Origin of the sequence: Streptomyces sp. NPDC015661 (genome assembly GCF_043077765.1) — a bacterium.
Lineage (GTDB): Bacteria > Actinomycetota > Actinomycetes > Streptomycetales > Streptomycetaceae > Streptomyces.
Map to the genome: position 1 here is coordinate 238544 of NZ_JBIBST010000005.1, position 15233 is coordinate 253776.

The following is a 15233-nucleotide window of genomic DNA, read 5'->3' on the forward strand; positions in this document are numbered from 1 at the left end:
CCCCTCCGGGCTCACCCCCCCGAAGCGCGGGGCGGCCGGATGCCCACCCCGGCCGCCCCGCTTCTCCTCCCGTTCTCCCGCGCGCTCCTAGCGCGCCGCCGCCTCCACCAGGCCCCGCATCACCCGCAGGTCCTCGCCCATCTCCGGGTGCCACTGCACACCGAGGACCCACCCCGGGCCGTCCGTCTCCACGGCCTCCACCGTGCCGTCCTCCGCGTGGGCCGAGGCCGTGAGGCCCGCGCCCAGGCGGTTCACGGCCTGGTGGTGGTAGGTCGGGACCTCGGCGAGCTCCGGCACCAGCGAGGCGTACCGGGTGCCCGGCACCGGCTTCACCGCGTGCCGGCCGATCACCCCGACCGCCTCCACGTGCCCGTCCAGGTGCTGGATCAGCGTGCCGCCGAGGGCGACGTTCAGGAGCTGCATGCCCCGGCAGATGCCGAGCAGCGGAGTGCCGGAGGCCAGGGCCGCGTCGATCAGGGCCAGCTCCCAGGTGTCCCGGGCCCGGGCCGGCGGGCCGGTACGGGGGTCGGGCTCGGCCCCGTACCGTACGGGCTCGACGTCCGCCCCGCCCGCGACGACCAGGCCGTCCAGCCGGGCCACGACCGCCGCCGCGTCCTCGGGCCCGCCCGGCGGGAGCATCACCGCGAGCCCGCCGCTCTCCCGTACGAGACGCGGGTACTGCGCGGGAAGCAGCGCGGCGGTCATGTCCCACACGCCCCAGCGCGCCTGGTCCAGGTAGGTGGTCACGCCGATCAGCGGCTTGGTCACGGAACTTCCTCCAGAGGTGCGGAGAGTCGGGTGGATCAGTCGCGTTCGAGCTCGGCCTCGGCCGCGGCGAGCGCCGCGAACTCCTCCTCGGGCGCGCTGGCCACCAGATGGTGCCGACTGTAGAACGCGAAGTAGGCGAGGGCGATCACGTACACCCCGAGCGCCATGAACGCCGCCGTCCGGTCCACCAGGAAGGTCGCGACCAGCGCCGAGAGGGCCAGGACGAAGGCCACCGACGAGGTCACGATCCCGCCGGGCGTGCGGTACGGCCGGTGCAGGCCCGGCTCCCGGCGGCGCAGCACGATGTGGGAGAGCGCCATCAGGGCGTACGAGATGGTGGCGCCGAAGACCGCGATGTTCAGCATCCGCGCCCCGTTCCCGGTCCCGGCGGCGAGGGCGAAGCCGATGGCGCCGGGGATGAGCAGTCCCAGGTACGGCGACTTGCGGCGGCTGGTCAGGGAGAGGAACCGGGGCAGATAGCCCGCCCGGGAGAGGGCGAACAGCTGGCGCGAGCCGGCGTAGATGAGGGAGAAGAAGGAGGCGACCAGGCCCGCGAGGCCCGCGTAGTTCACGAAGCGGCTGAGCGCGGTCGGCTCCCCGTCGCCCTGGAGCGCCACGACCAGCGGGTTCCCGGCCTCCTGGACGGCGGCCGCACCGCGCGCCCCGGTGGCGGCGAAGAAGGTCATGACGGCGAGCAGCACCAGGATCCCCATGGAGATCGCCAGGGCCTTCGGCATCGACCGCACCGGGTCCTTGGCCTCCTCGGCGGCGAGCGGCACGCCCTCGACGCCCAGGAAGAACCACATGCCGAAGGGGAAGGCGGCCCAGATCCCGAGGAGCCCGAAGGGCAGCCAGGAGTTCGACCCGAGGGCCCCGCCGTCGACCGGGATGTCGTTCAGGCCGTCCACGTGGAAGTCGGTGAACGCGCCGAGCGCGAAGACGATCAGGGCCGCGACCGCGATCGCCGTCACGATCAGGCTGAAACGCAGCGCCTCGCCCACGCCCCACAGGTGGATGCCGATGAAGAGAGCGAAGCAGACCAGATAGACCGGCCAGCCGGACTCCAGGCCGAAGAGTCCCAGGGACTCCACGTAGTCGCCGATGAAGATGGAGATCGCGGCGGGGGCCAGGATGTACTCGATGAGGATCGCGGTGCCGGTCAGGAAGCCGCCCCAGGTGCCGAGCGCCCGGCGCGCGAAGCCGTAGCCGCCGCCCGCGGTGGGCAGGATGGCGGAGAGCTCGGCGAGCGCGAAGACCAGACAGGCGTACATCGCGCCCATCAGGACGGTGGCGACGGCGAGCCCGCCGAAGCCGCCCTTCGACAGGCCGATGTTCCAGCCGGAGAAGTCCCCCGACACGACGTACGCCACGCCGAGGCCGGTCAGCAGCAGCCAGCCGGCGCTGCCGCGGCGCAGGGCCCGGCGCTCCAGATAGTCGTCCTTCGTCGGCGTGGTGTCTTCGAGCGTCATGGCAGCGTCAGCTCCCCGCAACGGGCCCAATGGAATGGATCCATACCTTTGCGGTGGCCGACGGGGGAGCGCAACCCCCGTGCGTTACTTTCGGGTTACGCCGCCGTCCGCCTTCCCGTCACGTCAGGAAGCCCCGCAGCAGCGCCGCCGTGCCCGCGCAGTGCTCCCGCATCACCTCGCGCGCCGCGTCCGCGTCCCCGTCGAGCACCGCCTCCACCAGGGCGGTGTGCTGGTGCTGGGAGTGCTCCAGATTGCGTACGAGCAGGGGGATGCAGTCCAGGAGGTCGTTCACCGTCGCGCGGACGGCGGCGTACTGGGCCGTCAGCGTCGGCGAGCCGGAGAGCTCCGCGAGGGTGAGGTGGAGCAGGGTGTCCTGACGGCGGTAATCGGCCAGCGGGGCGTCATGGGTCGCCGCCACGGCCGTCCGCAGCCGCTCGGCGCCCGCCGCGTCGAGACCGTGGGCCGCGCACAGCCCGGCGGCCCCCACCTCGAGCACCTCACGGAAGCGGAGGGTGTCCTCCATGTCGACCGTGGCGATCCGGCGGCGCAGCTCGTCCTCGTCGGCCGTCTGTGTCCGGGGCAGCACGAACGTTCCGCCGTACCGGCCGCGCCGGCTCTCCACGAGCCCCTGCTCCTGGAGGACCTTGAGGACCTCGCGCAGGGTCACCCGGCTGATCCCCATCCGGTCCGCGAGCTCCCGCTCGGCGGGCAGCCGCTCCCCGCCGGGCACCAGACCGAGCCGCACCACCTGGAGGATCTGCTCCAGGGCCTCCTCGAATCCGTTGCCCGCCCGCACCGGCCGCAGCACGGGCGTCAGCCGGTCCGCCGATTCACTCGTACTGGCCACGTTCTCGTTTCCCTTTCTCCAGCACTTCCCAAGCAATGGTCTTCCGCAATACCTTATGGCTCCCGGCAGGCCGAAGGAGGAGCAATCCCGTGGCAGACCGCACACCCCCGCTCACCGTCGAGGAGCTCCGCGCCCTCGTCGCGAGCGGCGAGATCGACACCGTTGTCCTGGCTTTCCCCGACATGCAGGGACGACTCCAGGGCAAGCGGTTCGCCGCACCGTTCTTCCTGGACGAGGTCCTCGGCCACGGCACCGAGGGCTGCAACTACCTCCTCGCCGTCGACACCGAGATGAACACCGTCGACGGCTACGAGATGTCCTCCTGGGACCGCGGCTACGGCGACTTCGCGATGCACCCCGACCTCACCACCCTCCGCCGCCTCCCCTGGAACGACGCCACCGCCATGGTGACGGCCGACCTCGCCTGGGCCGACGGCACCCCGGTCGTCGCCGCGCCCCGCCAGATCCTCCGCCGCCAGCTGGAGCGCCTCGCGGAGCTCGGCCTCACCGCCCACGTCGGCACCGAGCTCGAGTTCATCGTCTTCAAGGACAGCTACGAGCAGGCCTGGGACGCGAACTACCGCGGCCTCACCCCCGCCAACCAGTACAACATCGACTACTCCGTCCTCGGTACCGGACGCATCGAACCCCTCCTGCGCCGCATCCGCAACGAGATGACCGGCGCCGGACTCACCGTCGAGTCCGCCAAGGGCGAGTGCAACCCCGGCCAGCACGAGATCGCCTTCAAGTACGACGAGGCCCTCGTCACCTGCGACCAGCACGCCGTCTACAAGACGGGCGCCAAGGAGATCGCCGCCCAGGAGGGCTGCTCGCTCACCTTCATGGCGAAGTACAACGAGCGCGAGGGCAACTCCTGTCACATCCACCTCTCCCTCCAGGACGCCGAGGGACACAACGTGATGGCCGGGGACGACGCCCACGGCATGTCCGAGACCATGCGGCACTTCCTCGCAGGACAGCTCGCCGCCCTCCGTGACTTCTCCCTCCTCTACGCCCCGAACATCAACTCCTACAAGCGGTTCCAGCCCGGCTCCTTCGCGCCCACCGCCGTCGCCTGGGGCCACGACAACCGCACCTGCTCGCTCCGGGTCGTCGGCCACGGCCGCTCCACCCGCTTCGAGAACCGCCTCCCCGGCGGCGACGTCAACCCCTACCTCGCCGTCGCCGGCCTGGTCGCCGCCGGCCTGTACGGCATCGAGCAGCGCCTCGAACTGCCCCCGCCCTGCACCGGGAACGCGTACACCGCCGAGTACGCGCACGTCCCCACCACCCTGCGCGAGGCCGCCGAACTCTGGGAGACCAGCGAGATCGCCAAGGCCGCCTTCGGCGCCGAGGTCGTCGCCCACTACCGCAACATGGCCCGCGTCGAACTCGACGCCTTCGACGCGGCGGTGACCGACTGGGAGCTGCGCCGCTCCTTCGAACGCCTCTGAGAACCACACCTGCGACACGTGAGAGGAACGAGTTGCTCCAGGTACTGAACCCGGCGACCGAGGAACCGGTCGCCACCGTCCCGGCCGCCACCCCCGCCGACGTCAACGCCGCCGTCGCCCGCGCCACCGCCGCCCAGCGCGGCTGGGCCGCCGCCGCGCCCGCCGACCGGGCCCGGCTGCTGCGCCGCTTCGCGGCCGTCGTCGACGACCACATCGAGGAGCTCGCGCGCCTGGAGGTCACCGAGGCCGGCCACACCATCGGCAACGCCCGCTGGGAGGCCGGCAACGTCCGCGACCTGCTCGACTTCGCCGCCGGGGGAGTGGAGCGGCTCAACGGCCGCCAGATCCCGGTGGCCGGCGGCCTCGACATCACGATCCTCGAACCCCTCGGGGTGGTCGGCGTCATCGCCCCCTGGAACTTCCCCATGCCGATCGCCGCCTGGGCCACCGCGCCCGCCCTCGCCGCCGGCAACGCCGTCCTCCTCAAGCCGGCCGAGACCACCCCCCTCACCGCGCTCCGCCTCGCCGAACTCGCCCTGGAGGCCGGCCTTCCCGAAGGCCTCTTCCAGGTCCTCCCCGGTACCGGACCCGTCGCCGGGAACGCCCTCGTCGAACACCCCGGCATCGCCAAGATCGTCTTCACCGGCTCCACCCGGGTCGGAAAGTCGATCATGGCGAAGTGCGCCGACCAGGTGAAGCGGGTCACCCTCGAACTCGGCGGCAAGAGCCCCAACATCGTCTTCGCCGACGCGGACCTGGAGGCCGCGGCGGCGGCCGCCCCGATGTCCTTCCTCGACAACAGCGGCCAGGACTGCTGCGCCCGCACCCGCATCCTCGTCCAGCGGAGCGCGTACGACCGCTTCCTGGAGCTCCTCACCCCCGCCATCGAGGAGATCGTCGTCGGCGACCCGAACGACGAGCGCACCCAGATGGGCCCGCTCATCTCCCGCGCCCAGCTCGACCGGGTGCGCTCCTACGTCACCGACGATCTCGAAGGGATCCGCGGCAAGGCCCCCGAGGGACCCGGCTTCTGGTTCCCGCCGACCGTCCTCACCGGCGTCCCCGAGACCGCCCCCTGCGCCGTCGAGGAGATCTTCGGACCCGTCGCCGTCGTCCTCCCCTTCGAGGACGAGGCCGACGCGATCCGCCTCGCCAACGCCACCGAGTACGGCCTGTCCGGCTCGATCTGGACCCGTGACGTCGGCCGCGCCCTGCGCGCCTCCCGCGCCGTCCGGGCCGGCAACCTCTCCGTCAACTCCCACTCCAGCGTCCGCTACTGGACCCCGTTCGGCGGCTACCAGCAGTCCGGCCTCGGCCGGGAACTCGGCCCCGACGCCCTGACCGCCTTCACCGAAACCAAGAACGTCTTCATCAGCACGGAGGCCTGACCCCCATGACCACCGAAGAGAACATCTGCCGCCGCCTCGTCGGCCGTACCGCCGTCATCACCGGAGCCGGCAGCGGCATCGGCCTCGCCACCGCCCGCCGCCTCGCCTCCGAAGGCGCCAACGTCGTCTGCGGCGACATCGACGAGACCGCCGGCAAGGCGGCCGCGGAAGAGGTCGGCGGCACCTTCGTGCAGGTCGACGTCACGGACCCCGAGGAGGTCGAGAACCTCTTCAAGGTCGCCTTCGACACGTACGGCTCCGTCGACATCGCCTTCAACAACGCCGGCATCTCGCCCCCCGACGACGACTCCATCCTGGAGACCGGCCTGGAGGCCTGGAAGCGCGTCCAGGACGTCAACCTGACCTCCGTGTACCTCTGCTGCAAGGCCGCGCTGCCCTACATGCGCCGCCAGGGCAAGGGCTCCATCATCAACACCGCCTCCTTCGTCGCCATCATGGGCGCGGCCACCAGCCAGATCTCGTACACCGCGTCCAAGGGCGGCGTCCTCGCCATGTCCCGCGAACTGGGCGTCCAGTTCGCCCGCGAGGGCATCCGCGTCAACGCCCTGTGCCCCGGGCCGGTCAACACCCCGCTGCTCCAGGAGCTGTTCGCCAAGGACCCCGAGCGGGCCGCGCGCCGCCTCGTCCACATCCCCGTCGGCCGCTTCGCCGAGGCCGAGGAGATCGCCGCCGCCGTCGCCTTCCTCGCGAGCGACGACTCCTCCTTCGTCAACGCCAGCGACTTCCTCGTCGACGGCGGCATCTCCGGCGCGTACGTGACCCCGCTCTAACCGTTCACCTCGAATCCCCCCACCCGACAGCCGGGCGTCGCAAGGCGCCCGGCTGTCCTGCGTACACCCAGGAGGGTGTTCATGAACGACAAGCTCCGCACCACCGCCGCCGCGGCCGCCCTCGCCCTCGCCGCCACCGGCCTCCTCCCCGCGGCCAACGCCGAGGCGAAGCCCGCCGAGTGCCCCACCCTGAACAGCTCCGAGGGCTGGTACGGCGACAACAAGGCCCGCATCGACGCCCTGATCGCCGACCACTGCGAGGACCGCCACAAGGGCGGGAAGAAGCCCGTCGCGGTCTTCGACTGGGACAACACCGTCATCAAGAACGACGTCGGCGACGCCACCTTCTACTGGCTCCTCCGCAACGACCGCGTCCGGGCGCCCGAGGACGGCGACTGGGCCACCACCAGCCGCTACCTCACCCCCGAGGCCGCGACCGCCCTCGGCGAGGCCTGCCCCACCGGCGTCCGCACCCTCCCCACCGCCACCGACGCCCGCTGCGCCGACGAACTCCTCTCCGTGTACGGATCGGGCGCCACCACCGGCGGGAAGACCGCCTTCGCCGGATACGACCACCGCCGCATGGAGCCCCAGTACGCCTGGCTCGCCCAGCTCCTGCACGGCTGGACCACCCGCCAGGCCGCCTCCTTCGCGGCCGCCGCCCGCGCCGAGAACCTCGCCGCGCCGCAGGGCGCCACCCAGCAGGTCGGCACCTCCCGCGTCACCGGCTGGGTCCGCTACTACGACCAGCAGCGGGACCTGATCCGCACCCTCCAGGACGGCGGCTTCGACGTCTGGATCGTCTCCGCCTCGCCCGAGCCCGTCGTCGACGTCTGGGCGAAGGGCGTCGGCATCGACCCCTCCCACGCCCTCGGCATCCGCAACACCACCGACCACGGCCGCCTCACCAGCCACCTCAAGGGCTGCGGCAGCGTCCGGGACGGCGAGGACGCTCTGATCACCTACATCGACGGCAAGCGCTGCTGGATCAACCAGGAGATCCTCGGCGTCCAGGGCCCCGCCGCCGAGCGCGTCCAGCCCGCCGCCCGCCGCCAGGTCTTCGCCGCGGGCGACTCCGACACGGACATCTCGTTCCTGCGCGACGCCACCGGACTGCGCCTCGTCCTCAACCGCAACAAGAACGAACTCATGTGCCGGGCGTACGAGAACGGCGACGGGCGCTGGCTGGTGAACCCCATGTTCATCGAGCCGAAGAAGCGGAAGACCAGCGCGTACCCCTGCTCGACGACCGGCTACACGGCGAGCGACGGCACGGCCCAGCCGGTCCGGCGCACGGACGGCAGCATCGTCCCGGACCAGCTGGACACGGTCTTCTAGTTCCTACAGGAACGTCATGCCCTCGCCCCGATAGGTGGGCACGGTCGCCGTGACGCGATCGCCCTCGACCAGGTGCAGGCTCTCGAACCGTTCGCACAGCTCCCCGGCCTTCGCGTGCCGGAACCAGACCTTGTCGCCGATGCGCAGATCGTCGGCCGGGGAGCCCAGCAGCGGCGTCTGCACCTCGCCCGGACCCTCCTGAGGGTCGTACCTGAGCCCCTCCGGCAGGTACGGGACGGGCAGCCGGTCCGGGCCGGCGGCACCGGAGGCCGGGTAACCGCCCCCGAGCACCGTCACCACGCCCACACCGGGGCGGCGGACGACCGGCTGCGCGAAGAGAGCGGCGGGGCGGCCGCTGAAGGACGTGTAGTTGTCGAAGAGACGCGGCACGAAGAGGCCGGACCCGGCGGCGATCTCCGTCACCGCGTCCTCGGCGGCCGTGTGCTGCACGCTTCCGGTGCCGCCGCCGTTCACGAACTCCAGGTCCGGCGCCACCGCCCGGACGGCCCGCACCACGGCCGCGCGGCGCTCGGCGAGCTCCTTGCGGGCGGCGGACTGCATGAGCCGGATCGCCCGAGACCTCAGCGGCCTGCCCGAGACCGCGTCCCCGACCCCGGCGACGTGCCCCTCGTACGCCATGATCCCGACGAGCCGGAAACCCGGCCGCCGCACGACGGAGCGGGCCAGCTCGGCCAGGTCGGCCGGGGTCCGCAGCGGGGATCGCCGGGCCCCGACCCTGATCCGCCCGCCGAACAGATGCAGCGCGGTGTCCAGCTCCAGACAGACCCGCACCTCCTCGGTCCCGCCGGCCCGTGCGGCGTCGATCAGATCGAGCTGCGCCACGTCGTCGACCATCACGGTGACCGCGGCGGCGAGCTTCGGATCCCGCACGAGCTCGCCGAACCCGGCACGGTCCGCCGAGGGGTACGCGAGCAGGACGTCCTCGAACCCGGCCCGCGCCAGCCACAGCGACTCGTCGAGCGTGAACGACATGATCCCGGCGAAGCCGTCCCGCGCGAGGACCCGTTCGAGCAGCGCCCGGCACCGCACGGACTTGCTCGCCACCCGGACCGGCTTGCCCCCGGCCCGGCGCACGAGGTCCGCCGCGTTGGCGTCGAAGGCCTCCAGATCGACGATCGCCACGGGCGCGTCGAGATGGGCGGTGGCCCGGTCGTATCGGGCCCGGTCGGCGGCACGGGGAGTCATGGCCCGAGCTTGCCAGACCGGTTTGGGGGTGGGTAGCCCCTGGGTTCCCGCACGCGGGGGAACAGCCCGTAGAGTGACGGGCATTGTCGACACGAGCGGGGGGACGGGGATGACGGTCGAGCACGACCCCACGACCTCCCGCATCACGGACGCCCTGCTGCCGGCGGGGGAAACCGCGGACCTCACGCCGAAGGACGCCGCGCACCTCGGGCCCCGGGAGGCCAGGGCCCTTCCGCAGCGGGAGACCACGGACCGCCAGCTGGCGGGGGCGATGGACCTCGCGCCGAGGGAGGCGACGGCCCTCGTGTCGAGCGACGCCACGGACCGCCAGCCGGTAGGGACCATGGACCTCGCGCCGCGGGAGGCGACGGCCCTCCCCCCGAGGGACGCCACGGACCGCCAGCCGGCGGGGGCGATGGGCCTCGCGCCGCGGGAGGCGACGGACCTCGTGTCGAGCGACGCCACGGACCTCGCCCCGCGGGACGCCGCGGACCTCCGACCGAGGGACGCCACGGAGCTCCCGCCGGTGGAGACGACCACCCGCCTCCGCCCGATCACCCCGACGGCCCCCAACCCGGCCGCCCCGCTGCCCGCCCCGGCCGCGCCGACACCGGCGCCCACCGGGCCGCCGGAGTTCGGCGTCCGACCCCGGACTGCCCCCGCCCGGCCGACGACGACCCCTGCCCGCTCAGCGGGCGGACCCGCCCGGCCGGTGGTGGCCCCTGCCCGCTCGGGCGGACTCGCCCGGCCGACGACGACCCCTGCCCGCTCAGCGGGCGGACCCGCCCGGCCGGCGGTGGCCCCTGCCCAGCCCGTGGGCGGACCCACCGGGCCCGCAGTCGCCCCCGTCCCACCCACGACCGCCCCCGCCTCCCCGCAGTCGCACGCCCTCCCCCCGTACCGCCACTCCTACCGGCCCGGGGCCCTGCCGCCCGAGATGCCCGTCGAGGTGACCACGCGGCTGCGGCCCGTGCGGGCGCGGCGGGGCGGGCGGAGTGTCGTCGTCGCGGTCTGCGCCGTGCTCGGGTTCGGGCTCGTCGGCGGGGCTCTCACCGGAGTCTGGCTGGCCGCCGCCGAGCCCGGGAAGCCCGCCGAACCCGTCGGGTACACCGAGGCCCAGGACCTCTGGCACAACGCCCCCGTCGACACCCTCTTCCCCCGCACCCTGGCGGGACCTGACGCCGGCCCCGGCGGCGCCGACCGCACCTGGACCCGGATCGTCGTCGCCCCGGACGCCCCCTGCACGCCCGCCGTCCTCGCCAAGGGCCTCCTCGCAACCGTCCAGCCCCTCGGCTGCGAGCGCGTCCTGCGCGCCACGTACACCGACGCCACCGCCAGCAGCGTGATCACCGTCGGTCTCGTCTTCACGCGAGCCGACGCCTCCACCCAGCGCACCCTCGGTCAGGGCCTCACCGCCCGACTCGGCGCCGACGTTCCGCCGGCCCTCGCCGGCCCCGGCACCGTCGCCGCACGCTTCGGCGCCCCGCAGCGCGCCGCCTGGTGGCTGAACGCCCCCGCCGACCTCCCCGTCGTCGTCACCGCCGTCTCCGGCTTCGCCGACGGCCGGAAGACCGAGAGCGGGCCCGTGCCCGCGGACCAGGCCATGGCCGCGAACCGTATCGACGCCACCGCCCAGTCCGGCCTCGGCCACGAGGCCAAGGGCATCACCGAACGCCTCGTACGACTGCTGCGCACGGCCGCCACCACGGCCGCCAAGGAGAACGCCCGGTGACCCGACCCGCCCACCGCCGGACCAGGGGCGGCGCGGTCGCCCTGCTCGCCGCCGCGTTCTCCGTCCTGCCCGCCACCACCGCCCCCGCGCACGCCGACACCATCCGGGCCCGCCAGTGGGGCCTCGAAGCCCTCCACACCACGGAGGCCTGGCGCACCACCAAGGGCGGGGGCGTCACCGTCGCCGTCCTCGACACCGGCGTCGACGCCGACCACCCGGACCTCGCCGGCTCGGTCCTCACCGGACGCGACCTCGTCGGCTTCGGCGCGTCGAAGGGCGACCGCGCCTGGGCCCGGCACGGCACCGCCATGGCCGGCATCATCGCCGGACACGGCCACGGCCCGGGCGCCCAGGACGGTGTGCTCGGCGTCGCTCCGGACGTCCGGATCCTGCCCGTACGGGTCATCCTGGAGTCCACCGACAAGGCCCGCGACAAGGCCCGCAAGACCCGCGGCTCGGCCCTCGCGGAGGGCATCCGCTGGGCCGCCGACCACGGCGCCGACGTCATCAACCTCTCCCTCGGCGACGACTCCAAGTCCGCCCACCCCGACGCGGGCGAGGACGCCGCCGTCCAGTACGCCCTCGCCAAGGGCGTCACCGTCGTCGCCTCCGCCGGCAACGGCGGCGAGAAGGGCGACCACATCTCGTACCCCGCCGCCTACCCCGGCGTCATCGCGGTCGCCGCCGTCGACCGCTACGGCACCCACGCCTCCTTCTCCACCCGCCGCTGGTACGCCACCGTCAGCGCCCCCGGCGACGACATCGTCATCGCCGACCCCGACCGCCGCTACTACGAGGGCTGGGGCACCAGCGCCGCCGCCGCGTTCGTCTCCGGTGCCGTCGCCCTCGTCCGCGCCGCGCACCCCGACCTCACCCCCGCCCAGGTCAAGCGGCTCCTCGTCGACACCGCCCGCAACCGGCCGAAGGGCGGACGCAGCGACGCCAAGGGCTACGGGACGGTCGACCCGGCCGCCGCGATCGCCGCCGGGGGCCGGATCAAGGGCGGCGACCCCAAGAACACCGCCACCGGCTACCAGGGCCGGTACTTCGGCCCCGGCCCCGTCCCCGCCGCGGAGGAGAGCCGCCCCCTCGGCCTCCTCGCCCCCGTCGCCGGCGGACTCGGCGCCCTGCTGCTCCTCACCGCCGTGATCCTCCGCCGCGCCCACCGGACCCCGTAGGGGCCTGTCCGGCCGCCCCGGCCCGGCGGTTAGGCTCGGTGCGTGGAGCTCAAGAACATTCCGGACCCCGGTTTCTCCGACGACGACGGCACCGCCGACCCGCGGCTCGCCGCGGCCCTCGCGGCCTGGGCGGAGGACCGGACCGCTCACGGCCCCGTCCTCGAAGCCCTGAAGGAGGCCCGGCTGCTCGTCCCCGTGGTCGCCGTCCTCGGCGAGGTCGAGATCGACCCCGAGACGGGCCTGAAGCAGGAGAAGACGAGCGACATGGCCGTCCCCACCCTCACGGCCGGCGACCGGCGGGCCCTGCCGGCCTTCACCTCGATCGCCTCGCTCGCCCTCTGGGACCCGGAGGCCCGCCCCGTGGCCGTCCCGACCCGGCAGGCGCTCGCCGCGCTCGTCCACGAGAAGGCGGACACCCTCGTCCTGGACATGGCGGGACCCGTGCCGTACCAGGTGACCGGCTCCGCCCTGCTCGCCCTCGCCGAGGGCCGGTCCAGCGCCGATCCGCTCGACGACCCGGCCGTACGGGAGGCCGTGCGCGCCGTCGTCGCCGCCGAGCCCGCGGTCCTCCGCGCCCACCTGGGACCCGGTACCGCCGACGGCACCGTCGCCCTGGTCCTCGCCGAGGACGCCTCCCCGGCGGAGGCCGCCCAGCGCGTGGCCCGCGCGCTGGCCGCCGACGAAACACTGAGGGCCCGCCTGGTGCGGGGCCTCGACCTGGCACTCCTGCCGGCCTCGGCCACGCCTCCGGGCGAGCCCTTCTACGTCAAGCACTAAAGGCTTCCAGCCGTACACCGGCCCCGTGGCTGCTGTCTCCCGGGGGCGACCCCCGTACACCCGCGGCCCGGCGGACCCGAGCGGCTTCTAGCCGTACACCGGCCCGGTGTACTTCTCGCCCGGTCCCTGGCCCGGCTCGTCCGGGATCAGGGACGCCTCGCGGAAGGCGAGCTGGAGGGACTTCAGGCCGTCCCGCAGCGGCGCCGCGTGGAAGGAGGAGACCTCCGTCGCGCCGGCGTCCAGGAGGCCCGCGAGCGCGTGGATCAGCTTCCGCGCCTCGTCGAGGTCCTTGTGCTTCTCGCCCTCCTCGGTGAGCCCGAGCTTCACCGCGGCGGCGCTCATCAGGTTGACGGCGACCGTCACGATCACCTCGACCGCCGGGACCTCCGCGATGTCGCGGGTCATGCTTTCGAAGTCGGGGGTGTCCGTGGACTCGTTCTGGGGCGTCTCGCTCATGCCCACACGATAAGCGGACGTACGGTTCGCGCCGACCGCCGGGTCCTGCTAACCTTGTGTAACGACCGGCCGGACATCTCTGTGTCCGGCCCACAAGTGGAGGCTCCGTACTCCCACCTGACCACCCTCACGGGTGGCGGGTCACCGGTCAGGTGGCGCCCATCGTTCCGTACGGACGATGGAGCCGCCCGATGTGCGCCCCGCGGTTCACCGTGGTGGTGCTCCGGTTTTCCGTGGAGCCCCGCCTGTGTACCGTCCGGGGCATTTTTCATGTGCCGGCCCGGTTGGTCTCAACTGTTTCACGTGACGTGTCCGTCCGCCAAGGCGGTCGCGTGGTGCTACCGAGGAGGATCCATCAGCGCCGAGCCCCGCATCAACGAGCGGATTCGCGTTCCCGAGGTGCGTCTTGTCGGCCCCAGTGGCGAGCAGGTGGGCATCGTCCCCCTTGCCAAGGCCCTGGAGCTCGCTCAGGAGTACGACCTCGACCTGGTCGAGGTCGCGGCGAACGCCCGCCCGCCCGTGTGCAAGCTCATGGACTACGGGAAGTTCAAGTACGAGTCGGCCATGAAGGCCCGTGAGGCGCGCAAGAACCAGGCGCACACGGTCATCAAGGAGATGAAGCTCCGGCCGAAGATCGACCCGCACGACTATGACACCAAGAAGGGTCACGTCGTCCGGTTCCTCAAGCAGGGCGACAAGGTCAAGATCACGATCATGTTCCGTGGTCGTGAGCAGTCCCGCCCGGAGCTCGGTTACCGACTTCTGCAGCGCCTCGCCGAGGACGTCCAGGAGCTTGGATTCATCGAGTCCAACCCGAAGCAGGACGGCCGGAACATGATCATGGTTCTCGGTCCGCACAAGAAGAAGACCGAGGCCATGGCCGAGGCTCGCGAGGCCCAGGCCGCGCGCAAGGCGGAGCGCCAGGGCGGTACGTCCGAGGCCCCCGTCGAGGCCGCTGCCGAGGAGACCTCGACCGAGGAGACCCCGGCCGAGAACGCCGAGGCGTGATCCGTGGGGGCTGCCTCCGGCAGCCCCCGGATTCCGTCCGGTTCCACCCAATCGAAGAATGACGCTCCCGGTCGACCGGTGCCCGCACCGGGGGGAGCGCCACTGACGAGGAGAGAACGGCGCTATGCCGAAGAACAAGACGCACTCCGGTGCCAAGAAGCGCTTCAAGGTCACCGGCTCCGGCAAGATCCTGCGCGAGCGCGCCGGTAAGCGCCACCTGCTCGAGCACAAGTCGTCCAAGCTGACGCGTCGCCTCACCGGCAACGCCGAGATGGCCCCGGGTGACTCCGCCAAGATCAAGAAGATGCTGGGCATCTGATCTGATCTCCCGCCCTCGGCGACGAGGGCATCCGGCACAGACCGGGACCCATCCGTTTTTCGGGTCGTGTGAGGACCACCACGACCCCGCTACAAGGAGTTAAGAAGTGGCACGCGTCAAGCGGGCAGTCAACGCCCACAAGAAGCGCCGGGCGATCCTCGAGGCGGCCTCCGGCTACCGCGGTCAGCGTTCGCGCCTGTACCGCAAGGCCAAGGAGCAGGTCACCCACTCGCTGGTCTACAACTACAACGACCGCAAGAAGCGCAAGGGCGACTTCCGTCAGCTGTGGATCCAGCGCATCAACGCCGCTGCCCGCCAGAACGGCATGACGTACAACCGCCTCATCCAGGGTCTGAAGGCCGCCAACATCGAGGTGGACCGCAAGATCCTCGCCGAGCTGGCCGTCAACGACATCAACGCGTTCGCCGCGCTGGTCGAGGTCGCGCAGAAGGCCCTCCCGGCCGACGTCAACGCCCCGAAGGTCGCCGCCTGATCTTCCAGG

15 protein-coding genes are annotated in these 15233 nt (G+C 72.7%); 10 read left to right on the forward strand and 5 right to left on the reverse strand.

Annotated features, from left to right (window positions below):
• Window positions 1-87: 87 nt before the first annotated feature.
• The 3 genes from ACF07V_RS15670 to ACF07V_RS15680 form a co-directional block, all read right to left on the reverse strand.
• Window positions 88-768 carry a gamma-glutamyl-gamma-aminobutyrate hydrolase family protein gene (locus tag ACF07V_RS15670; RefSeq protein ID WP_392154526.1) on the reverse strand — a complete coding sequence of 227 codons (681 nt, stop codon included), beginning with the start codon at window positions 766-768 and terminating at the stop codon, window positions 88-90.
• 35 nt (window positions 769-803) lie between these two features.
• Window positions 804-2237, reverse strand: coding sequence for an ethanolamine permease (gene eat / locus ACF07V_RS15675; RefSeq protein WP_392154527.1), 1434 nt, complete (start codon window positions 2235-2237; stop codon window positions 804-806).
• A gap of 118 nt (window positions 2238-2355) precedes the next feature.
• Window positions 2356-3084 (reverse strand): FadR/GntR family transcriptional regulator, encoded by a 729-nt coding sequence (locus tag ACF07V_RS15680; RefSeq protein WP_189804500.1) that lies wholly within the window; start codon window positions 3082-3084, stop codon window positions 2356-2358.
• A gap of 89 nt (window positions 3085-3173) precedes the next feature.
• On the opposite strand from ACF07V_RS15680, the gene ACF07V_RS15685 reads away from it, so the two are divergent.
• The 4 genes from ACF07V_RS15685 (at window position 3174) to ACF07V_RS15700 (ending at window position 8055) form a co-directional block, all read left to right on the forward strand.
• Window positions 3174-4538, forward strand: a complete 1365-nt coding sequence (locus tag ACF07V_RS15685) for a glutamine synthetase family protein (RefSeq protein ID WP_352020530.1) — start codon at window positions 3174-3176, stop codon at window positions 4536-4538.
• Between the two features lie 32 nt (window positions 4539-4570).
• Window positions 4571-5926, forward strand: a complete 1356-nt coding sequence (locus ACF07V_RS15690) for an aldehyde dehydrogenase family protein (RefSeq protein ID WP_392154529.1) — start codon at window positions 4571-4573, stop codon at window positions 5924-5926.
• Between the two features lie 5 nt (window positions 5927-5931).
• Window positions 5932-6717, forward strand: a complete 786-nt coding sequence (locus ACF07V_RS15695; RefSeq protein ID WP_392154531.1) for a 3-oxoacyl-ACP reductase — start codon at window positions 5932-5934, stop codon at window positions 6715-6717.
• 81 nt (window positions 6718-6798) lie between these two features.
• Window positions 6799-8055, forward strand: a complete 1257-nt coding sequence (locus tag ACF07V_RS15700) for a haloacid dehalogenase-like hydrolase (RefSeq protein WP_392154532.1) — start codon at window positions 6799-6801, stop codon at window positions 8053-8055.
• Window positions 8056-8058: 3 nt separating this feature from the next.
• On the opposite strand, the gene ACF07V_RS15705 is transcribed toward ACF07V_RS15700, so the two are convergent.
• Window positions 8059-9261, reverse strand: a complete 1203-nt coding sequence (locus tag ACF07V_RS15705) for an amino acid deaminase/aldolase (protein WP_392154534.1) — start codon at window positions 9259-9261, stop codon at window positions 8059-8061.
• 109 nt (window positions 9262-9370) lie between these two features.
• Here ACF07V_RS15705 and ACF07V_RS15710 point away from each other — a divergent pair, with 109 nt between their 5' ends.
• The 3 genes from ACF07V_RS15710 to ACF07V_RS15720 are packed head-to-tail and all read left to right on the forward strand — an operon-like array spanning window position 9371 to window position 12948.
• Entirely contained in the window at window positions 9371-10993 is a 1623-nt protein-coding gene (locus tag ACF07V_RS15710) for a hypothetical protein (protein WP_392154536.1), read from the forward strand.
• Window positions 10990-12171 (forward strand): type VII secretion-associated serine protease mycosin, encoded by a 1182-nt coding sequence (mycP, locus tag ACF07V_RS15715; RefSeq protein ID WP_392154538.1) that lies wholly within the window; start codon window positions 10990-10992, stop codon window positions 12169-12171. The genes ACF07V_RS15710 and mycP overlap by 4 nt, the downstream gene beginning before the upstream one ends.
• Before the next feature lie 42 nt (window positions 12172-12213).
• Window positions 12214-12948 (forward strand): SseB family protein, encoded by a 735-nt coding sequence (locus ACF07V_RS15720; RefSeq protein WP_392154540.1) that lies wholly within the window; start codon window positions 12214-12216, stop codon window positions 12946-12948.
• A gap of 87 nt (window positions 12949-13035) precedes the next feature.
• Here ACF07V_RS15720 and ACF07V_RS15725 read toward each other — a convergent pair whose 3' ends face one another.
• Window positions 13036-13404 carry a DUF1844 domain-containing protein gene (locus ACF07V_RS15725; RefSeq protein WP_041128341.1) on the reverse strand — a complete coding sequence of 123 codons (369 nt, stop codon included), beginning with the start codon at window positions 13402-13404 and terminating at the stop codon, window positions 13036-13038.
• A 270-nt stretch (window positions 13405-13674) separates the two neighbouring features.
• Between ACF07V_RS15725 and infC the strand changes: the two genes are divergently transcribed.
• The 3 genes from infC to rplT all read left to right on the forward strand — a co-directional run bounded on the left by infC (window position 13675) and on the right by rplT (window position 15224).
• Window positions 13675-14412: a translation initiation factor IF-3 gene (gene infC, locus ACF07V_RS15730; protein ID WP_392154542.1), complete on the forward strand. Its 738-nt coding sequence runs from the start codon at window positions 13675-13677 to the stop codon at window positions 14410-14412.
• 124 nt (window positions 14413-14536) lie between these two features.
• The gene (rpmI, locus tag ACF07V_RS15735; protein WP_041128339.1) at window positions 14537-14731 is read left to right on the forward strand and encodes a 50S ribosomal protein L35; all 195 of its coding nucleotides are present in this window, start codon (window positions 14537-14539) and stop codon (window positions 14729-14731) included.
• A 106-nt stretch (window positions 14732-14837) separates the two neighbouring features.
• Window positions 14838-15224, forward strand: a complete 387-nt coding sequence (gene rplT, locus ACF07V_RS15740; RefSeq protein ID WP_056566486.1) for a 50S ribosomal protein L20 — start codon at window positions 14838-14840, stop codon at window positions 15222-15224.
• The last annotated feature ends 9 nt before the right edge of the window (window positions 15225-15233 follow it).

Excerpts from the sequence above, each read along its gene's own strand:
- rpmI (WP_041128339.1), top strand. The coding sequence starts at position 14,537 with ATGCCGAAGAACAAGACGCACTCCGGTGCCAAGAAGCGCTTCAAGGTC.
- ACF07V_RS15695 (WP_392154531.1), top strand. The coding sequence starts at position 5,932 with ATGACCACCGAAGAGAACATCTGCCGCCGCCTCGTCGGCCGTACCGCC.
- ACF07V_RS15710 (WP_392154536.1), top strand. The coding sequence starts at position 9,371 with ATGACGGTCGAGCACGACCCCACGACCTCCCGCATCACGGACGCCCTG.
- ACF07V_RS15705 (WP_392154534.1), bottom strand. The coding sequence starts at position 9,261 with ATGACTCCCCGTGCCGCCGACCGGGCCCGATACGACCGGGCCACCGCC.
- ACF07V_RS15700 (WP_392154532.1), top strand. The coding sequence starts at position 6,799 with ATGAACGACAAGCTCCGCACCACCGCCGCCGCGGCCGCCCTCGCCCTC.
- ACF07V_RS15725 (WP_041128341.1), bottom strand. The coding sequence starts at position 13,404 with ATGAGCGAGACGCCCCAGAACGAGTCCACGGACACCCCCGACTTCGAA.
- infC (WP_392154542.1), top strand. The coding sequence starts at position 13,675 with ATGTGCCGGCCCGGTTGGTCTCAACTGTTTCACGTGACGTGTCCGTCC.
- eat (WP_392154527.1), bottom strand. The coding sequence starts at position 2,237 with ATGACGCTCGAAGACACCACGCCGACGAAGGACGACTATCTGGAGCGC.